Here is an 18,331-nt window from a genome sequence, read left to right as displayed (position 1 = left end):
GTTATTAACTATTTCTTTTTTGCTATTAAGAATTTTATTTTTATTCCTAATGATTTGAATTTATTTTCGTATTCAGTTTCTATATTTTTTGGATAATCAAAATTTGCTAAATCATATGTAATTAGTATTACTTCAAAGCCATTTTCGTTAAAATATTCTAAACTTGCTTCAAAAAGATCGTCATCATCTGTTTTAAAATGAATCTCTCCTTCATCTACAAGTAGCTTACTATATTTTTTTAAGAAATTTGGATGTGTTAATCTTCTTTTATGATGTCTTTTTTTAGGCCAAGGATTACAGAAATTAATGTATATTCTACTTATTGAATTTTCGATAAAGAACTCATCAATTTTTTCTATATTTGTTGGAATAGCTCTAACATTGGACAATTCTAAATCTCTAATTTTTCTAGTTGCATATACTATTGCATTTGTATCTAAGTCTAAGATACAGTAATTAATATCTTTATTTTTTTCAGCTATTTCACTAATGAATTTTCCTTTTCCACAACCTAGTTCAAGATTTATAGGGTTAATATTTTTAAATTCTTCATTCCATTTTCCTTTTAGATTTTCTGCGTTAAATATTACTTGAGCATTTTCTTTCATTTCAGGTACTGCCCACCATTTTTTTCTAAGTCTCATGAATTTTCCTTTCATAAAAATATTTTATATCCTAAATATTATATCATATTTTTGTAATATATTTAATTTATAAAAAATAATTTTTTTTGAAAAAAATAAAAAAAATTTTTATACTACTAATAGTAATATTTTTTTATCCAGCAAACAATTTTTAAAAAAATATTAAAACATACTATATATAGTTAAAAATAAAATTTGCATTCTATATATATTTTGTTTTATAATGGGTATATTAGAGCGGAGGTGATTTATTTGAGGATTATAAAGAGAGATTTATCAGAAGTATCATTTGATATTTCGAAAATTGAAAATGCAATTTACAAAGCATTTATTAGTGTAGGAGATGAAGATAAGAGAGTACTTTCAAAAAAATTAGCTGAAGAAGTTTTAGAAATTATTTTGAAAGATAAAGACGAAAGTTCTAATATAACTGTAGAAGAGATTCAAGATTGTGTTGAAAAGACCTTAACTAAAAATAATCATTATGAAACTTTAAAAAGTTATATTTTATATAGAGAAAAGAGAAATGCACTTAGAAAAGAATTGAATTATTTTAGAGAGTACATTGAAGATGAAGGCTTGATTGAAGTACTTGCTAAAATTCAAAAAGATTTTACAACAGAAGGTTATGAACTTGATAGATTATATAGAAAGTTTTTATCTTTTGTTAAGCCAAGTTCAGCATTAAACGAAAAAATTGAACTTTTAATAAAGGCTTCATCAGAATTAACTTCTAAGGAAAATCCAAATTGGGAATATATTTCTGCAAGAATTTACGCTTATAAAATTCATAAAGAAATTTCTCATTATGAAAAAGAATGGCATATTGTTGATTTTAAATCAAAGATAGAAGTTTTAACAAAAGCTAATTTATATGGAGAATATATTTTAGAAAATTATTCAAGTGATGATATTGATGAACTTGAAAAATATATAGATGATTCAAGAGATGAATTGTTTACATATTCATCTTTAGATTTAGTATATAAGAGATATTTAATTTGTGATTCTCACAAAAAAGTAATTGAAACAATGCAAGAAATGTTTATGGGTATTGCTATGCATTTAGCCATTCCAGAAAAGGATAGAGTTTCTTTTGCTAAAAAAGTATATGATGTTTTAAGTAACTTAAAAGCAACTGTTGCAACTCCAACAATGTCAAATGCTAGAAAGCCATTCCATCAACTTTCTTCTTGCTTTATTGATACTGTACCTGATACATTAAAAGGAATTTATAGAAGTATAGATAATTTCGCACAAGTTTCAAAACATGGTGGTGGAATGGGATTATATTTCGGAAAAGTTCGCGCTAGTGGGTCTGATATTCGTGGATTTAAAGGTGTTGCAGGTGGAGTTATAAGATGGATTAAACTTGCTAATGATACAGCTGTTGCAGTCGATCAACTTGGTGTAAGACAAGGTTCTTGTGCAGTATATTTAGATGTATGGCATAGAGATATTCCTGAGTTTTTAAATCTTAGAACAAATAATGGGGATGATAGAATGAAAGCCCATGATGTTTTCCCAGCAATCTGTTTCCCAAATCTATTTTGGAGATTAGCAAAAGAAAATATTAATTCTAATTGGTATTTATTCTGTCCTCATGAAGTTAAAGAAGTAATGGGATTCTGCTTAGAAGATTATTATGGTGAAGAGTGGGAAGAAAAATATAAACTTTGTGTTAAAGAACCTAGACTTGATAAGAGAGTATTAACTGTTAAAGACTTAGTTAAATTAATTCTAAAGAGTCAAGTTGAAACTGGAACACCATTTATATTTAATAGAGATAATGCAAATAATACAAATCCAAACTCTCATAAAGGAATGATTTATTCATCAAATCTTTGTACAGAGATTATGCAAAATATGAAAGAAATCTTAGATACTGATGAAAAGATTTTACAAATAGATGGAGAAGACCATGTTGTTACTGATGTAAAGGCTGGAGATTTTGTTGTTTGTAATCTTGCAAGTTTAGTACTTGGAAATATAGATTTACAAAATGATGAAGAAATGGAATTTGTAGTTTCAACAATTATTAGAGCTTTAGATAATGTAATTGATTTGAACTACTATCCAACACCTTTTGCTAAAATAACAAATGCTAAATATAGAGCAATTGGACTTGGTACAAGTGGTTATCACCATGCTCTTGTTAAGAATAAAATAATGTGGCAAACTGAAGAACATTTAGAATTTATGGATAAAGTTTATGAAAAGATAAATTATTATGCTATAAAAGAAAGTTCAAAAATTGCTGAAGAAAAAGGAAGTTACAAATACTTTGAAGGTTCTGAATGGCAAACTGGTAAGTACTTTGAAAAAAGAGAATATAATTCTAAAGAATGGATTGAACTTAAAGAACAAGTTGCTAAAAATGGTTTAAGAAATGCATATCTTTTAGCTGTTGCTCCAACAGGTTCTACTTCAATAATTGCTGGAACTACAGCAGGTGTTGATCCAGTAATGATGAGATATTTCCTTGAAGAAAAGAAAGGTTCAATTATTCCAAGAGTTGCTCCAGACTTAACTCCAGAGACTTTCTGGTTATATGAAAATGCTCATGAAGTTGATCAAACATGGTCTATAAAAGCTGGTGGAATTAGACAAAGACATATTGACCAAGGACAAAGCTTAAACCTTTATATCACAACAGATTATAAGATGAGTCAAATTTTGAATCTTTTAATTTTATCTTGTGAGGTAGGACTAAAAAGTATTTACTATATAAGAAGTAAAAGTTTAGATATTGAAGAATGCGATAGTTGTTCAGCATAGAAAGGAGATTTTATGGAATTAAATAAGAAAGCTCTGTTTAATGAAAATGGAGACATTGAATTATCAAAAAGAAAGATGATAAATGGGAATACAACAAATTTAAATGATTTTAACAATGTAAAATATACATGGACTACTGAGTGGTATCGTAATGCCATGAATAATTTTTGGATTCCAGAAGAAATTAATCTATTTCAAGATTTAAAAGATTATAAAATTTTAGATCAATATGAAAAAACTGCTTTTGATAAAGTTTTAAGTTTTTTAATATTTTTAGATAGTATCCAAACTGCAAATTTACCATATATTGGGGAATATATTACAGCAAATGAAATAAATCTTTGTTTAACAATTCAAGCATACCAAGAAGCTATTCACTCACAAAGCTATGGATATATGTTAGACAGTATATGTTCACCAGAAGAAAGAACAAATATACTATATCAATGGAGAGATGATGAACATTTATTAGCAAGAAATAAATTTATTGGTGATTTATATAATGAATTCCAAGAAAATAAAGATCCTTATAGTTTAGTAAAAACAATGGTTGCAAATTATATTCTTGAAGGTGTTTACTTCTATTCAGGATTTATGTTCTTCTATAATTTAGGAAGAAATGGAAAAATGCCTGGTTCAGTTCAAGAAATTAGATATATAAATAGAGATGAAAATACTCATCTTTGGTTATTCAAAAAAATGCTTCTTGAATTACAAAACGAAGAACCAGATCTATTTACTGAAGAAAAAATTGCTGTTTATAAAGATATGATAAAAACAGGTGTTGAACAAGAAATAGCTTGGGGAAAATATGTTTTAGGTGAAAATATTCCAGGACTTACAATGGAAATGATTGAAGATTATATTAAATATCTTGGAAATCTTAGAAGTACAGCTTTAAATTTTGGTAAACTTTATGATGGTTATGATGAAGAACCTGAAAGTATGAAGTGGGTAAGTGAATACTCAGATCCAAATGCGATTAAAACAGATTTCTTCGAAGCAAAACCTTCTGCTTACTCAAAATCAAGTGTAATTGATGACGATTTATAGAATAAAAATAAAACTACTATTTGATTATTCAAATTAGTAGTTTTTTTTTGAATTTTTTGATTTACCTATTGAAAAATAAAATTATAAATAGTATAATATAAATACAAATAAGAATTATTTGCATTAAAAATATAAGAGGAGGATTTTATGAATATAAAATTTAAAAGAATTATTTCAGCAATTATAGTTTGCTGTGTTTTTTTAGTTGGTTGTAATTCTAGCAATAATGGAAAAAATAACAACCAACAAAGTACCGAACAAAAGGATAAAAAGAAAGTAATATACACAACATTTTTTCCAGTAACAGATCTTACTAAAAGAATTGTTGGAGATAAAATGGAAGTAAAAACTATCATTAAAGGTAATCAAGAACCTCATTCTTTTGAGCTTAAAGCAGGAGATATGCAAGAAATAATAGAAGCAGATTTGGTTATTTATAATGGTGCTAATATGGAATCATTTATACCAGCTATTGAAGAATCTGTTAAAGATAAAAATAAATTCTTAAATCTTTCTCAAGGCTTAACTCTTTTAGAAAGTGGGGATGGTTTAGAAGAAGAACATGAGCATGGGGACGAAAAAAATAAAGATGAGCATGGCCATGATAAAATCAATCCTCATACTTGGTTAAGTGTGAAAAATGCTATTATTCAATTAGATACAATTTATAAGAAAATTTCTTCTATCGATCCAGCTAATGAACCATACTATAAAGAAAATTTACAAAAAGCTCAGGAAGAATTTAAAGCTTTAGATAATAAATTTGAAACAGAACTTTCAAAAGTAAAAAGTAAGGAAAAATATTTTGTTGTAAGCCACGCTGCTTTTAATTATTTAGCACATGATTACGGATTAAAGCAAGTAGCTGTAACTGGAATTTCACCAGAAGATGAACCATCTGCAAAGCAACTACAAAAGATAGCTGAGTTTGTAAAAAAACATAATATTAATACAATTTTCTTTGAAGGTAAAGCTACTCCTAAAGTTGCAGAAACTCTTGCAAAAAATACAAATACAAAGACATCAACAATGTTTACTATGGAAAACTTAACTGATGAAGAAATTAATATGGGATATTTAAAATTGATGGAATTAAATCTAGAAGCTTTAGTTAAATCTTTTAATGATTAAGGAGAAATTATGAGTAATAAATTAAAAAATAAAATTACAAGAATGAATTTGATCATTGTTTGTAGTGCAATTGCACTTACAAGCTGTGCAAAAAAAGTAGAAGAGAAAGAACAAAATAATACAAAAAAAGTTGAATTTGTTGAAAAAGAAACAAAATATCAAAAAGATGAAACTACTGAAGTTTTGATTGATGCCGAAATAAAAAAAGATGATATTGTAAGGGTTTATAAACATGGAGATCATTGGCATGTTTTTACTAAAGATGGTAAAGAACATATAACTTATTCAGATCCTTCAAAGATAACAGATGGTAATTCATTATCTTTTGTAAGTGTTGTTTCAAAAAGTAAATTAAGCGGATTAAATGTTAAATCTATTTTAAAACATGGAGATCACTGGCATGTTTATACAGCTGATGGAAATGAATTTTTAACATATGAAGATCCATCAGGAATGTTTCCAGGAATAGCTATAGGAACATATGTTGGTTCTCATGGGTCTAATAATAAAAGAAACTCAAACAATTATTCTCATGCTAACATTATTGAAGATAAAAAAGATAAAGTCATAAAGATTTTAAGACATGGGGATCATTGGCATATTTATACCTCAAGTGGACAAGAGTATATAAGTTATTCTGATCCAAGCTCAAAATATCCTGATGCAGAAGTAGGAGAATATGTTGGAAATCATGGAAGTTCAAATAATGTTTCACAAGATAATTCAAATAATGTAAAACCTAATGTGCCTAGTGCTACTGATAAATTACAAGAAGCAATTAAGAATCTAAATATAGTAACTGTTCTTGGTAAAAATCCTGTAGATAGATATGATATTGTAAAGATTTTAAAACATGAAGATCACTATCATATATATGACTCAAAAGGAAATGAAGGTATTACTTACACAAATCCATCAGAACTTTATCCTAACGCTGAATTTGGAGAGTATGTAGGTAATCATGGCGACGATAATGAGAAACTATTTGAATGGCCAAAAGGTGTAACAAAAATAGTAGATCATGGAGATCATTGGCATTTATATATTGATGATGAAGAAATTGGAGTTGTTCACGAAAATCCAAAAGATCATTATCCTGATGCAGAATATATTAAAGAAACAAATGACCATACAGATGTCACTGTTGATGAAAATGAATTATTTACTTATGAAAGTGTAAAAGCTGAACTAAAAGATTATGTAATTCCTTATCTTGATAATAATCTTAAGGCTATGAGAGCTTATGGAGATTTAAATACTACTTTATCAGTTTATGGTTCAAATGGAGAAACAAAAGGAATTTTCTATTGGTTACATGGAAATCACTATCATGCAATAACTATTAAACAAATTATTCAAAATGCAAAATCTGGACAATACGGAAATTGTACAGCTAAAGATATTGTAGCAGCAATAAAATATATTATTCAAAATCCGGATGCAAATATTGAATCTAAGATAACAGTAGATACTGATGAAGTTTTAAAATATCTAAGAACATATTATAATTTAGAAGATGACTCGGATGCTTATAATATAGGAAATATGGTTTATGTTTATATTAATGAAGAGACATTCACATTTAGTCTAACTGACTTTGAAAAAGTTGATGGAAAAATTAGATATAAAAAACAATTACCTGAAGCACCAGCTAAACCTGAACCAACTGATGAAGAAGTTGAAGAAGAAAAAACAAATGATTATTCAGATTATAAAGAAGAAAAAGATAATATAAATGAAACTTCAAATAAAGAAGCAAAAATTGAAGAAAAAATTGAAGCGAAAACTGAAGAAAATAATAAGGAGAATTCTTTAAAGACTGAAGATAAAAAAGTTGAGGAAAATAAAGATAAAGATAAAATAGATAATAAGAATGAAGATAAAGAAAAAGATAAAGTAGATAATAAGAATGAAGATAAAGTAGAACAATAATTTAATTTTCCTAAAATAATTCATAAAAATCACTCACTAAATAATGTAATAGTTGAGTGATTTTTATTTTTACATAACTAATTAAAAATTTTATTAAACTTTTTTCTTAAAAATGTTTTTAAAATATATTTTATGTGGTATAATATATTTGTAACTGATTAGCAGTCGAGTTGCTAGACTGCTAATAACTTTTAATTAGGAGGGATATTATGAAATTAAAACCAATAGGAGATAAATTAGTTATAGAAATGGTTGAGGTAGAAGAAAAGACTAGTTCTGGGATAGTTCTTCCTACTTCCGCAAAAGAAGCACCAAGTGTTGCAAAAGTTTTAGCAATTGGTGATGAAATTTTAAAAGATGATGATAAGAAAGATTTAATAAAAGTTGGAGATAGAATAATTTTCTCAAAATATGCAGGAACAGAAGTTAAACTTGATAAAAAAGAATATATTGTAGTAAAAATTGCTGATGTTTTAGCAGTTGTTGAAGATTAGGAGGTTTTTAAATGGCTAAAGAAATTAAATTTTATGAAGATGCTAGAAAAGGTATGGAAGCTGGTATCAATAAACTTTCAAATACTGTGAAAGTTACACTTGGACCAAAAGGAAGAAATGTTGTATTAGATAAAAAATTTGGTGCACCACTTATAACAAATGATGGTGTTACTATTGCTAGAGAAATTGAATTAGAAGATCCATATGAAAATATGGGAGCTCAACTTGTTAAAGAAGTTGCTACAAAGACAAATGATGTTGCTGGAGATGGTACAACTACTGCAACTCTATTAGCTCAAGCTATTATTAGAGAAGGATTAAAAAATGTTGCAGCTGGAGCAAACCCAATGATTATTCAAAAAGGAATTAAAAAAGCTGTTGAAAAAGCAGTTGAGGGTATTAAAGAATTTTCTAAACCAGTTGAAACAAAAGAAAGTATTGCACAAGTTGCATCAATTTCTGCAGCAGATGAAGAAGTTGGAAAATTAATTTCAGATGCAATGGAAAAAGTAGGTAAAGATGGAGTTATAACAGTTGAAGAATCTAGAAGTATGGGAACTACTTTAGAAGTTGTTGAAGGTATGCAATTTGATAGAGGCTATGTTTCTCCATATATGGTAACAAATACTGAAAAAATGGAAGCAGAACTGGAAGATCCATATATTTTAATTACTGATAAAAAAATTACTAATATTCAGGAAGTTTTACCTGTTTTAGAACAAATTGTTCAACAAGGAAAACCACTATTAATTATTGCTGATGATGTTGAAGGTGAAGCAATGGCAACTCTTGTTGTAAATAAATTAAGAGGAACATTTAACTGTGTAGCAGTAAAAGCACCTGCATTTGGAGATAGAAGAAAAGACTTATTACAAGATATTGCAATTTTAACAGGTGGTACAGTTATTTCAGAAGACTTAGGATATGAATTAAAAGAAACTTCTATTGAAATGCTAGGAAGAGCAAGAAGAGTAACTGTTGGAAAAGAACTTACTGTTATCGTAAATGGTGCAGGAGAACAATCTGCAATTGAAGAAAGAATAGCTTTGATTAGAAGTCAAATTGAAATTAGTGATTCTGAATATGATAGAGATAAATTACAAGAAAGACTTGCAAAACTTGCTGGTGGAGTAGCTGTAATTCAAGTTGGAGCTGCAACTGAAACAGAACTTAAAGAAAGAAAATTAAGAATTGAAGATGCACTTGCAGCAACAAGAGCAGCAGTTGAAGAAGGAATTGTTCCTGGTGGTGGAACAGTATTATTAAATGTTATTCCTAAAGTTAAAGCTCTTCTTGAAGAAACAAATGGAGATGAAAAAACAGGTGTTAATATAATTGTTAAAGCTCTTGAAGAACCTGTAAGACAAATTGCAATTAATGCTGGTTTAGAAGGTTCAGTAATAGTTGAAAATGTTAAGAATGCTGAAGTTGGTGTAGGATTTGATGCATTGAATGAAAAATATGTAAATATGCTTGAAAGTGGTATTGTTGATCCTACAAAAGTTACTAGATCAGCACTTCAAAACGCATCAAGTGTTGCTTCAATGGTTCTAACAACAGAAGCCGCAGTGGCTGATGTAACTAAAGATGAACCAATGGGACAAATGCCTGGTGGAATGAATCCTGGAATGGGATATATGTAGAAAATAGTTAACTTATAATTAAATTTATGGTAAAATAGAACTTGGAGATAATCCAAGTTCTTTTTTTATGGAGTTTTTATTATGAGACTGTTTTTTAATATTATTCTTGTGATTTGTATAGTAATTTTAGTAACACATCAAAGTTTTTATTTATACAAATATAATAAAATTTTAAGTAGAATTACATTTCTACTTGAAGATGAAAAAATTAAAGAAGATAGAAATTTAATTTTAGAATATAATTATAATCTTTCACGACTTAATTATATTCTTTGTATATATTTTTCTGGTATTGTAAAAAAAATTCTATTAAAAAAGATTAAATTTGAATATATTGAATAGGAGATTGTTTTGAATAATTATTTGTTTATTTATAAAGATGAAGAAAAAATTGAATATGGAAAAGTCTTAGATTCACAATTAAGCTCCTATTTCGTTAAAAAATTTTGTAATTTTGAAATTGGAGACATATATAGGGCAAGGGTTGTAAAAAAAGTTGACGCATTACAATGTTTTTTCGTAGAACTTAAAAATGGAAAAAATGGATTTTTAGATTTTAAGGATACTGTTGGACAAGTTCGGGTTGGAGATGTTATATTTGTTGAAATATATAAAATTAATGCAGGAGATAAAGCACCTAATGTTTCAATGAATTTTTCTATTTCTTCAATTTTTTCAGTTATATCTTACAAAAATAGAGAAGATATTTTTATTTCAAAAAAATTAAAAGAACATAACTTTAATATTGAAAAGATAAGAAATATAAAATCAAACTTTTCAATAAAATTGAGAACAAAAAGTGTAGATTGTGATGAAGATACTTTATTAAATGATATAAGAAAAAATGTAGAAAAAATGCAAGAAATAGTGGATAGTTTAAATAATTTACCAGTTCCGAAATTAATCTACAAAAAGGAGAATTTTTTAGAGGACTTTTTATTTGAAAATGAAAAATATACATGTGTATTAAATGATAAAGAGCTATATAAGAGCTTTAAAGATAATAAATTTTTGAAAAATGAATTAAAATATGATGAAGAATATTCTCCTAAATATGATTATAATATAGGAGTATATATAGAGGGATTAATTAAAAAAACAGTTGAAATTGATGATATAAATATAGTTATAGAAAAAACGGAAGCTCTTACAGTAATAGATGTAAATTCAAAGAAAAAAACAAGTGAAATAAATAAAAGTAAAAATGCTTTATCTGTAAATTTAATAGCAATTGAAGAAATTATTAGACAGATATCTTTTAGGGATATTTCGGGAATAATAATTGTAGATTTTATAAATATGAAAATTAAAGATCAAGAAATTTTAGAAGAAAATATAAAAAAATTAGAAATTACTGATAATAAAATTTGGAATTTTCATGGGTTTACTAAACTTGGACTCTATGAAATTACAAGACAAAGAGGAAAATAATGGAACTTAAAAATTTAGAAATAATTGACAATACCAATGAAGGACTTGGAGTTGCAAAAAGTGAAGAGGGAATAGTTTTTGTAAAAGGTGGACTTGTTGGAGATATTGTTGATGTTGAAATTACTCAAAAAAAGAAAAAATTTTCTAACGGATATGTTAAAAAATATTTGAAATATAGTGAATACAGGGAAAATTTATACGATGAAAAACTAACAGATATCTATCATTTTATAAATCTAAAATATGAAAAAGAACTTGCATTAAAGAAAAAGATGTTTTTAGACAGCCTTAGAAAAAATACAGACATAGAATTAGAAGATGTTGAAATTTTAGAGAATAAAAATAACTTAAATTATAGAAATAAAATTGAATTAAAGACAAATGAAAATTTTGAACTTTGTTATTGTGTGGATAATGGTGAAAGCAAAATAAAACTTGAAAATTGTCCATTAAGTGATGAGAGCATAAATGAATTTCTACCCTTTTTACAAGCAAAATTAAAAGAATTTAAAATTAAGTCCTATGATGTAAATACGGATGATGGAATTTTAAAAAATATCAGCATAAGATCAAATTTCAATTCTGAAATTATGATTACAGTTGTTGTAAAAAAAGACATAAAAGAAGTTCAAAATTTTGTAAAAAGTTTAAGTGAATATAAAAAATTAGTAAGTGGATATATAAATATAAATCCTAAAAAAGCAAGTATAATTATGGGACAAGAATGTAAATTAATATTTTCAAAGAAGAATTTTACAGATAAAATCGGAAAATATGAATTTAATATTTCTCCAAAGAGCTTTTTTCAAGTAAATAGATTTCAAACTGAAAATTTATATAAAATAGCTAAAGAATTTTTAGGAGAAAACAAAGATAAGAATTTGTTGGATTTATATTCAGGTATTGGAACTACGAGCATATATTTTTCAGAAAATTTTAAAAAAGTAATTGGTGTAGAAGTTGTAAAAGATGCAGTAAAAGACGCTAAAGAAAATTTAAAACTAAATGATGTAAAAAATGTCGAGTTTTTATATGGTAAGAGTGAAGAAAAGATTGATGAAATATTAAAAAATAATAATATTGATATAATTTCTGTAGATCCTCCACGAAAAGGACTTGACAAAAAAGTTGTAGATACTATCGTTAAAAGTAATATCAAAAAAGTTGTCTATGTAAGTTGTAACGGAGCAACATTAACAAGAGATTTAAAACTTTTTATTGACGGTGGATTTGAATTAAAGAAAGTTAAACTATGCGATATGTTTAGTAAAACAGCCCATTGTGAAGTGGTAGTTGAGATTGAGAAATTTTTTAATTAATAGGGAGAAATTATGAAAGAAAGAGTTGCTTTATGGGATAATATAAAATTTATATTAATTACACTGGTAGTAATCGGTCATCTAGCTGATGAATTCACAAATAATTCAAATGCTTACAAAAGTATTTTTTTATTTATATATTCATTTCATATGCCTGCATTTATATTTATTTCAGGACTATTCCATAATGAAAAAAATATTTTGAAAAAATGTATTTTTTATTGCAGTATTGGTTTCTTATATAAAATAATTAGTTTGGTTATAGATAGATTAAGTGGAAATATTAATGTCACTTTTTCTCTTTTATCAGATGGTGGGGTATCTTGGTTTATGTTTGTATTAGCAATTTATACAGTTATAACATATTTGATAAGAAATGAAAATAAGAAATATCTATTAGTATATTCAATTATTTTAGCTTGTTTTGTTGGTTATGATAAATCTATAGGAGATTTCTTATATTTATCTAGATCTATTGTATTTTTCCCTTTTTATTTATTAGGCACAATGATAAAAAGTGAAGATATAGTTAAAATAAAAAGTAAAAATAAAATTCTATCTGTATTTTCTATACTAATAGTTTTAATCTGGGGATTTTTATGTTTTTATAAAATTGATAAATTCTATATATTAAGATATTTATTTACAGGTAGAAATGCTTTTTATGAACCTATATTAAAATATGGAGCATTAGCTAGATTATGTTCATACATAATTTCTTTGTTATTACTTTTTTCTATTATAATTTTAGTTCCTAGTAGGAAAATTAAATTTATAAGTCGAATGGGTGGGAATTCAATATATGTTTATTTTTGGCATTGGAAATTTTATATGTTATTAGAAGAAATATTTGTTGTTTCAAGACTATTTTATATTGGAGTATATGGAAAAATATTATTTCTTTTAATAGGTGTTTTAATTAGTATTATTTTATCTCAAGGTTGGATATTTAGTATTCCTATTAAACAAATTAAAAAATATTGTTTTAATTAAAGAATTTTGATATAATTCAAAAATATAACAAATAAGACCTGTGAGTACAGGTCTTTTATAATAGTTTAAATTTATTTTTTTCAAAGTCAATTATTCCTTCTTTTTTTAATTTTCCTAACTCTCTTGAGAGATTACTCCTATCGAGTGCAAGGTAATCAGCCATTTCATTTCTATTTAGATTTATTTCAAAATTATTATCTACTGATAGTAATTTTTTTTGAATTGAAAGATATTCTAGTATTTTTTCTCTTGTTGTTCTCTTAGATAGAATATGCAATTTTTTATTTAAAATCAAATTTTTTGTAGAAATTATAGTCAAAAAATTATTTAGAATTTTTTGGTAATATTGAGATTTTGAAAGACTTTTATATTCAATCCAAATTATTGATGAATTTGTAAGTGAGACAATTTCATGTGGTATTTGCATTTCCAAAGAAACTAATGCTTCTGCAAATGAATCTCCTTTTTCAAAAACATTTAATATATTTCTATTTCCAAAGTAATCAAAGTTTGATACTGTAATTCTACCATCAGTTATAATCCCAAAATATTCTATTTTTGTATTTTCAGCTATAATAATATCATTTTTTTTATATTCTTTTTCATAATAGGATATTACTGAAAAAACTTCAATAATTTCATCTATTGTGAAGTCCTTAAATATCGGACAAGCTTTAATTATTTCAAAATTATTCAAGTCGGCCTCCTAAAATTTATTAATTATATTTTAGAACTTTTTCTTACATTTTTCAAGGTATTTTGTATAAAAAATTTTTAAAAATATTTATTATAGTATTAAAAAAGTGACAAAGTTTGAAGAAATTAGTTATACATTGTAAAAAACATTGTAAAAAATATTGCAATAATTTTGAATTGGTGTTATAATACTTAAAACGATATTCTGTTTTAAAATTTTAGTTAATTAAAAATTGATTGAAAAGCAAATGTGGTAGGAGGTTAATATGTTAGACGAGAAAATTTCTGTTGCAGTTATAAAACGTTTACCTAAATACTATAGATACCTTGAACTAATTGGAGATAAGGGAATAATAAGAGTATCTTCTCAAGAACTTAGTAAAATTACAGGTTTGACTGCTTCACAAATTAGACAAGATTTGAATCATTTTGGAGCTTTTGGCCAACAAGGTTATGGTTACAATGTTGAAGAACTTAAAATTGAACTTGAAAAGATCATGGGTGTTGATAAACCTTATAATGTAGTTATTATTGGATTTGGCAATATAGGAAGTGCATTATTAAATTATAGTGGATTTAGAAAAAAAGGTTTCAAAGTAGTTGGAATTTTTGATAATTCACCTGATATTGTTGGAAGTAAACAGAATGAAGTAGTTGTAAAAGATATTTCTGAATTAGAAGAAGTTGTTACAAGAGAAAAAGTTGATATCGCAATTTTAGCTATTCCTGCTAGACCTGCACAAGAAATCACTGACAAATTAGTTTCTTGTGGAATAAAGGGAATTTGGAACTTTGCACCAATTGATTTAAAATTACCTAGAAGTGTTGTTCTTGAAAATGTACATTTGGATGGAAGTTTATTGACACTTACGTACTATATGAATAGTTTAAAAGATTATCCTGGTGTAAGATAAAAATATAATAGGGACAAATTATATTAGTATTTATGAAGCTTTATATTATGGAATTATTTGATAAAACTCTTTTTTAAGAGTTTTATTTTTTTATGTTTTATGCTATAATTGGGATAAGTTTTATTTAAAAATTGTATTTTTTTTAGATTGTTTTTTATAAAAATATTTAAAATGATTTTACAATTTTCTAATTAGAATAGAATGGCTTATGAAAGGCTTTAGATATATGAAATATATTAATTGTATATTAAAAAAATATGAGCTTAATATTGATGAACTATTAATTTTAGTAGTATCATTTACGGTGTTTTTACCTTTTTATTTTTTAGTATTTTCTTTTAATGCTCTATTTTTTTATTTATTAGTTAGTGGAAAAATTATTCCAGTATTTAAAGAAACTCCTTTTGTTAAAAATATTTTAGCATTTACTGCTCTTATATTCAGTGTATCAGTAATAAAGCAAAATTTATATGGTATAGGAGTTTCAATTATTATTTTTGAATTTTCTGTATTTTTTATGTATTATAGAACAGTGATAAATAGGAAGTTGTTTTCAAAGATAATAAATTTATATATGATAGTTTCAATTTTTTGTTTTATTTTAACTATTCTTACGGTGTTATATAAAAAATTCAGTATGAATTTAAAATTTTATGAATTTATAGAGTATTTGTCATTGCATAGACCAATTTCGTCATTTTTTAATACAAATTATTATGCAACAATCTGTGAATTTATAATAATAATTGCAATGTATTACTTTTTATCCAATAAAAATAAAAAGAATAGATTGTACTTTTTGTGTGTAAGTACACTTGCGTTTATTGTACTGTTTCTAACAGAAAACAGAACAGCTCTGCCAACTATTTTAATAGCTACATTGGTACTTTCTTTGACGAAAAATAACAAAAAAGTATTTGCATTTCTTGGTGTATTTACAGTAGTAATTGTAGTTTTGATGTTCTTCTCGAATAAAATTTTTCCTAGATATGAATTTATTGGAAATTCTTTAGGAACTAGAAAAGAGATTTGGAAAAATGCAATTGAATTATTTAAACAAACTTATTTATTTGGAAGTGGGCCAATGGCATATCAAAATGCCACATGGGTAACTCATCCTGCAAATCATGCACATAACATTTTACTAGATGTATTGATAAATTTTGGTATTATTGGAAATCTAGTAATAGCACCACTTTTTATTGGATTATGTAAGCAAGTTTACGATATAAGGAAAAGAAATTTATTTAGACTTATTATTGCCTTAACTGTTGTTGTTATTTTACATGGTATGTTAGATGTTACAATACTTTGGCATCAAACAGCATATATATACTTTAGTATTTTACTTGCTGTTGGAAAGGTTAGTGGTTTCGAATCCAAGTTTATTTTCTAAAAGGGTGTATTATGATAATTTTGAGTGTAAATGGCTTGACAAAGTCGTTTTTGAATGAAAATATATTAGAAAATTTAACTTTTTCAATTTCTGATAGAGATAAGGTAGGAGTTGTTGGAGATAACGGAAGTGGAAAGACTACCCTATTTAATCTCCTAACAAATGAATTATCTTCTGATAGTGGGGAAATAAATTTTGCAAAAAATGTAAAATTATCAATTTTAAAACAAAATATCTCATATACTAGTGAAAAAACAGTTTATGAGGAATGTCTAGAAGTTTTTGAAGAAATTATTTTACTAGAAAAAGAACTTAGAGAATTAGAAATTGAAATGGGAAATAAAAATTTAAGTGAAGAAGAAATTCATAAACTTTTTGATATTTATGAGAGTAAGAGACATTATTTTGAAGAAAATAGTGGATATTCATATAATTCAAAAGTTAGAGGAGTTTTATTTGGACTTGGTTTTTCAGAAGATGATTTTTCAAAATTGGTTTATAATTTAAGTGGTGGACAAAAGAGTAGATTACATTTAGCAAAAATTTTACTTGAGCCGTCAAATTTAATTTTACTAGACGAACCAACAAATCATCTAGACATAGACTCAATTCAGTTTTTGGAAGCTTTTTTAAGAGATTATAAAGGAAGTTGTATTATAATTTCACATGATAGATACTTTCTAAATTCTGTTTGTAATAGAATGTTTTCAATTGAGAATAAAAAATTAAAAACCTATAATTGTGGATATGATGATTTTGTATCTAGACGTGAAAAAGAATTTGAAATTAATAGACATCTTTATGAAAAACAACAAAAAGAGATTTCTAGACAAAAAGAAATTATTCAGAGATTTGAAAATTATGGAAATAATAGGTTTATAAAACAAGCTAGTTCGAGAAGAAAAATGCTTGAGAAAATTGACTTAGTTGAAAATCCTGAAATTTATAAAAATTCAATGAAATTGAAACTTGTGCCTGAGGTTGAATCAGGAAAAGATGTTTTATCTATTTCTGATTTAACAATGGGTTTTAGTGATAAAATTTTATTGAATTCTATAAATCTAAATGTTTATAAGGGAGATAAAATTGGTTTAGTTGGAAAAAATGGTGTTGGTAAAACAACATTATTCAAGATAATTTGTAATAAATTATCACCTTTAAGTGGAAGCTGTGATTTAGGTGCTAGAGTTTCTTTGGGATATTATGATCAAGAGCAAAAAACTTTAAATAATCAAAATTCTGTAATGGAAGAGTTTTGGGATGCTTATCCAAATATGAATAATTTTGAAGTTAGAAGTCATTTAGCTAAGTTTAATTTCTTTGATGAAGATTTATTTAAGAGTGTTGGAGAATTAAGTGGTGGAGAAAGAGCCAGACTTGAACTTTTAAAACTTATGTTATCAAAATCAAATTTCTTATTACTTGATGAGCCGACTAACCATTTGGATATTGAAAGTAAAGAGGTTTTAGAAAATGCAGTTGTAGATTATTCTGGAACTGTGCTAACTATTTCTCATGATAGATATTTTTTAAATAAAGTTGTTAATAAGATTTGGTATTTAGAAGACGGTAAAATAACAGAATATTATGGAAATTACGATTACTTCTTAGAAAAATTAAATGAAAAAGACGTAGTTGAAGAAAAAGTGATTTCAAAAACAGAAATTGAGAAAGAGAAAAAGAAAAAAAGAGAAATAGAAAAACAAGAAAGAGCTAAGAAACAAAAATTGAAGGAGATTGAAAATCAGATTTTTGAAATTGAAGATAAAATTGAGAAATGTAATTTAGATATTCAAGATCCAGAAGTTTTTAATGATAAAGATAGATTTTTAAAGATTAATGAAGATTTATCAAACTTAATAAAAGAAAAGGAAAATTTATATTTAGAGTGGGAAAATTACTTGTAG

General features: G+C 25.8%; 15 protein-coding genes. 13 read left to right on the top strand and 2 right to left on the bottom strand.

Going from position 1 to position 18,331, the window contains the following annotated elements; all coding sequences use genetic code 11:
* Window positions 1–8: 8 nt before the first annotated feature.
* The gene (gene trmB, locus ACLGL0_RS01990) at window positions 9–659 is read right to left on the bottom strand and encodes a tRNA (guanosine(46)-N7)-methyltransferase TrmB (protein WP_411013429.1); all 651 of its coding nucleotides are present in this window, start codon (window positions 657–659) and stop codon (window positions 9–11) included.
* Window positions 660–896: 237 nt separating this feature from the next.
* Between trmB and ACLGL0_RS01985 the strand changes: the two genes are divergently transcribed.
* The 10 genes from ACLGL0_RS01985 to ACLGL0_RS01940 all read left to right on the top strand — a co-directional run bounded on the left by ACLGL0_RS01985 (window position 897) and on the right by ACLGL0_RS01940 (window position 13,418).
* A complete protein-coding gene (locus ACLGL0_RS01985; protein WP_411013428.1) occupies window positions 897–3,422 on the top strand; it encodes a ribonucleoside-diphosphate reductase subunit alpha in 2,526 nt (841 codons plus the stop codon).
* Window positions 3,423–3,434: 12 nt separating this feature from the next.
* Window positions 3,435–4,475: a ribonucleotide-diphosphate reductase subunit beta gene (locus ACLGL0_RS01980; protein WP_411013427.1), complete on the top strand. Its 1,041-nt coding sequence runs from the start codon at window positions 3,435–3,437 to the stop codon at window positions 4,473–4,475.
* A 147-nt stretch (window positions 4,476–4,622) separates the two neighbouring features.
* Window positions 4,623–5,606, top strand: coding sequence for a metal ABC transporter substrate-binding protein (locus tag ACLGL0_RS01975; RefSeq protein WP_411013426.1), 984 nt, complete (start codon window positions 4,623–4,625; stop codon window positions 5,604–5,606).
* A gap of 9 nt (window positions 5,607–5,615) precedes the next feature.
* Window positions 5,616–7,538: a hypothetical protein gene (locus ACLGL0_RS01970; protein WP_411013425.1), complete on the top strand. Its 1,923-nt coding sequence runs from the start codon at window positions 5,616–5,618 to the stop codon at window positions 7,536–7,538.
* A 209-nt stretch (window positions 7,539–7,747) separates the two neighbouring features.
* Window positions 7,748–8,032 (top strand): co-chaperone GroES, encoded by a 285-nt coding sequence (locus ACLGL0_RS01965; protein WP_347714345.1) that lies wholly within the window; start codon window positions 7,748–7,750, stop codon window positions 8,030–8,032.
* An 11-nt stretch (window positions 8,033–8,043) separates the two neighbouring features.
* On the top strand, window positions 8,044–9,675 hold the full coding sequence (gene groL / locus ACLGL0_RS01960) for a chaperonin GroEL (RefSeq protein ID WP_411013424.1): 1,632 nt from the start codon (window positions 8,044–8,046) through the stop codon (window positions 9,673–9,675).
* An 81-nt stretch (window positions 9,676–9,756) separates the two neighbouring features.
* The gene (locus tag ACLGL0_RS01955; protein ID WP_411013423.1) at window positions 9,757–10,017 is read left to right on the top strand and encodes a hypothetical protein; all 261 of its coding nucleotides are present in this window, start codon (window positions 9,757–9,759) and stop codon (window positions 10,015–10,017) included.
* Window positions 10,018–10,026: 9 nt separating this feature from the next.
* Window positions 10,027–11,106, top strand: coding sequence for a ribonuclease E/G (locus ACLGL0_RS01950; RefSeq protein ID WP_411013422.1), 1,080 nt, complete (start codon window positions 10,027–10,029; stop codon window positions 11,104–11,106).
* On the top strand, window positions 11,106–12,425 hold the full coding sequence (rlmD, locus tag ACLGL0_RS01945) for a 23S rRNA (uracil(1939)-C(5))-methyltransferase RlmD (RefSeq protein WP_411013421.1): 1,320 nt from the start codon (window positions 11,106–11,108) through the stop codon (window positions 12,423–12,425). The genes ACLGL0_RS01950 and rlmD overlap by 1 nt, the downstream gene beginning before the upstream one ends.
* Before the next feature lie 12 nt (window positions 12,426–12,437).
* On the top strand, window positions 12,438–13,418 hold the full coding sequence (locus tag ACLGL0_RS01940; protein WP_411013420.1) for an acyltransferase family protein: 981 nt from the start codon (window positions 12,438–12,440) through the stop codon (window positions 13,416–13,418).
* Window positions 13,419–13,473: 55 nt separating this feature from the next.
* On the opposite strand, the gene ACLGL0_RS01935 is transcribed toward ACLGL0_RS01940, so the two are convergent.
* Window positions 13,474–14,115, bottom strand: coding sequence for a Crp/Fnr family transcriptional regulator (locus tag ACLGL0_RS01935; RefSeq protein ID WP_411013419.1), 642 nt, complete (start codon window positions 14,113–14,115; stop codon window positions 13,474–13,476).
* A gap of 265 nt (window positions 14,116–14,380) precedes the next feature.
* On the opposite strand from ACLGL0_RS01935, the gene ACLGL0_RS01930 reads away from it, so the two are divergent.
* From ACLGL0_RS01930 to abc-f, 3 genes are all read left to right on the top strand, one after another.
* A complete protein-coding gene (locus tag ACLGL0_RS01930) occupies window positions 14,381–15,028 on the top strand; it encodes a redox-sensing transcriptional repressor Rex (protein WP_411013418.1) in 648 nt (215 codons plus the stop codon).
* 208 nt (window positions 15,029–15,236) lie between these two features.
* Window positions 15,237–16,424, top strand: coding sequence for an O-antigen ligase family protein (locus ACLGL0_RS01925; protein WP_411013417.1), 1,188 nt, complete (start codon window positions 15,237–15,239; stop codon window positions 16,422–16,424).
* Window positions 16,425–16,435: 11 nt separating this feature from the next.
* Window positions 16,436–18,331, top strand: coding sequence for a ribosomal protection-like ABC-F family protein (abc-f, locus tag ACLGL0_RS01920; protein WP_411013416.1), 1,896 nt, complete (start codon window positions 16,436–16,438; stop codon window positions 18,329–18,331).

It is taken from the genome of Parvimonas pharyngis (genome assembly GCF_046569675.1).
Classification (GTDB): Bacteria; Bacillota; Clostridia; order Tissierellales; family Peptoniphilaceae; genus Parvimonas.
Note: the sequence above shows the minus strand (reverse complement) of the source record. Positions and strands in the feature narration are given on the sequence as shown.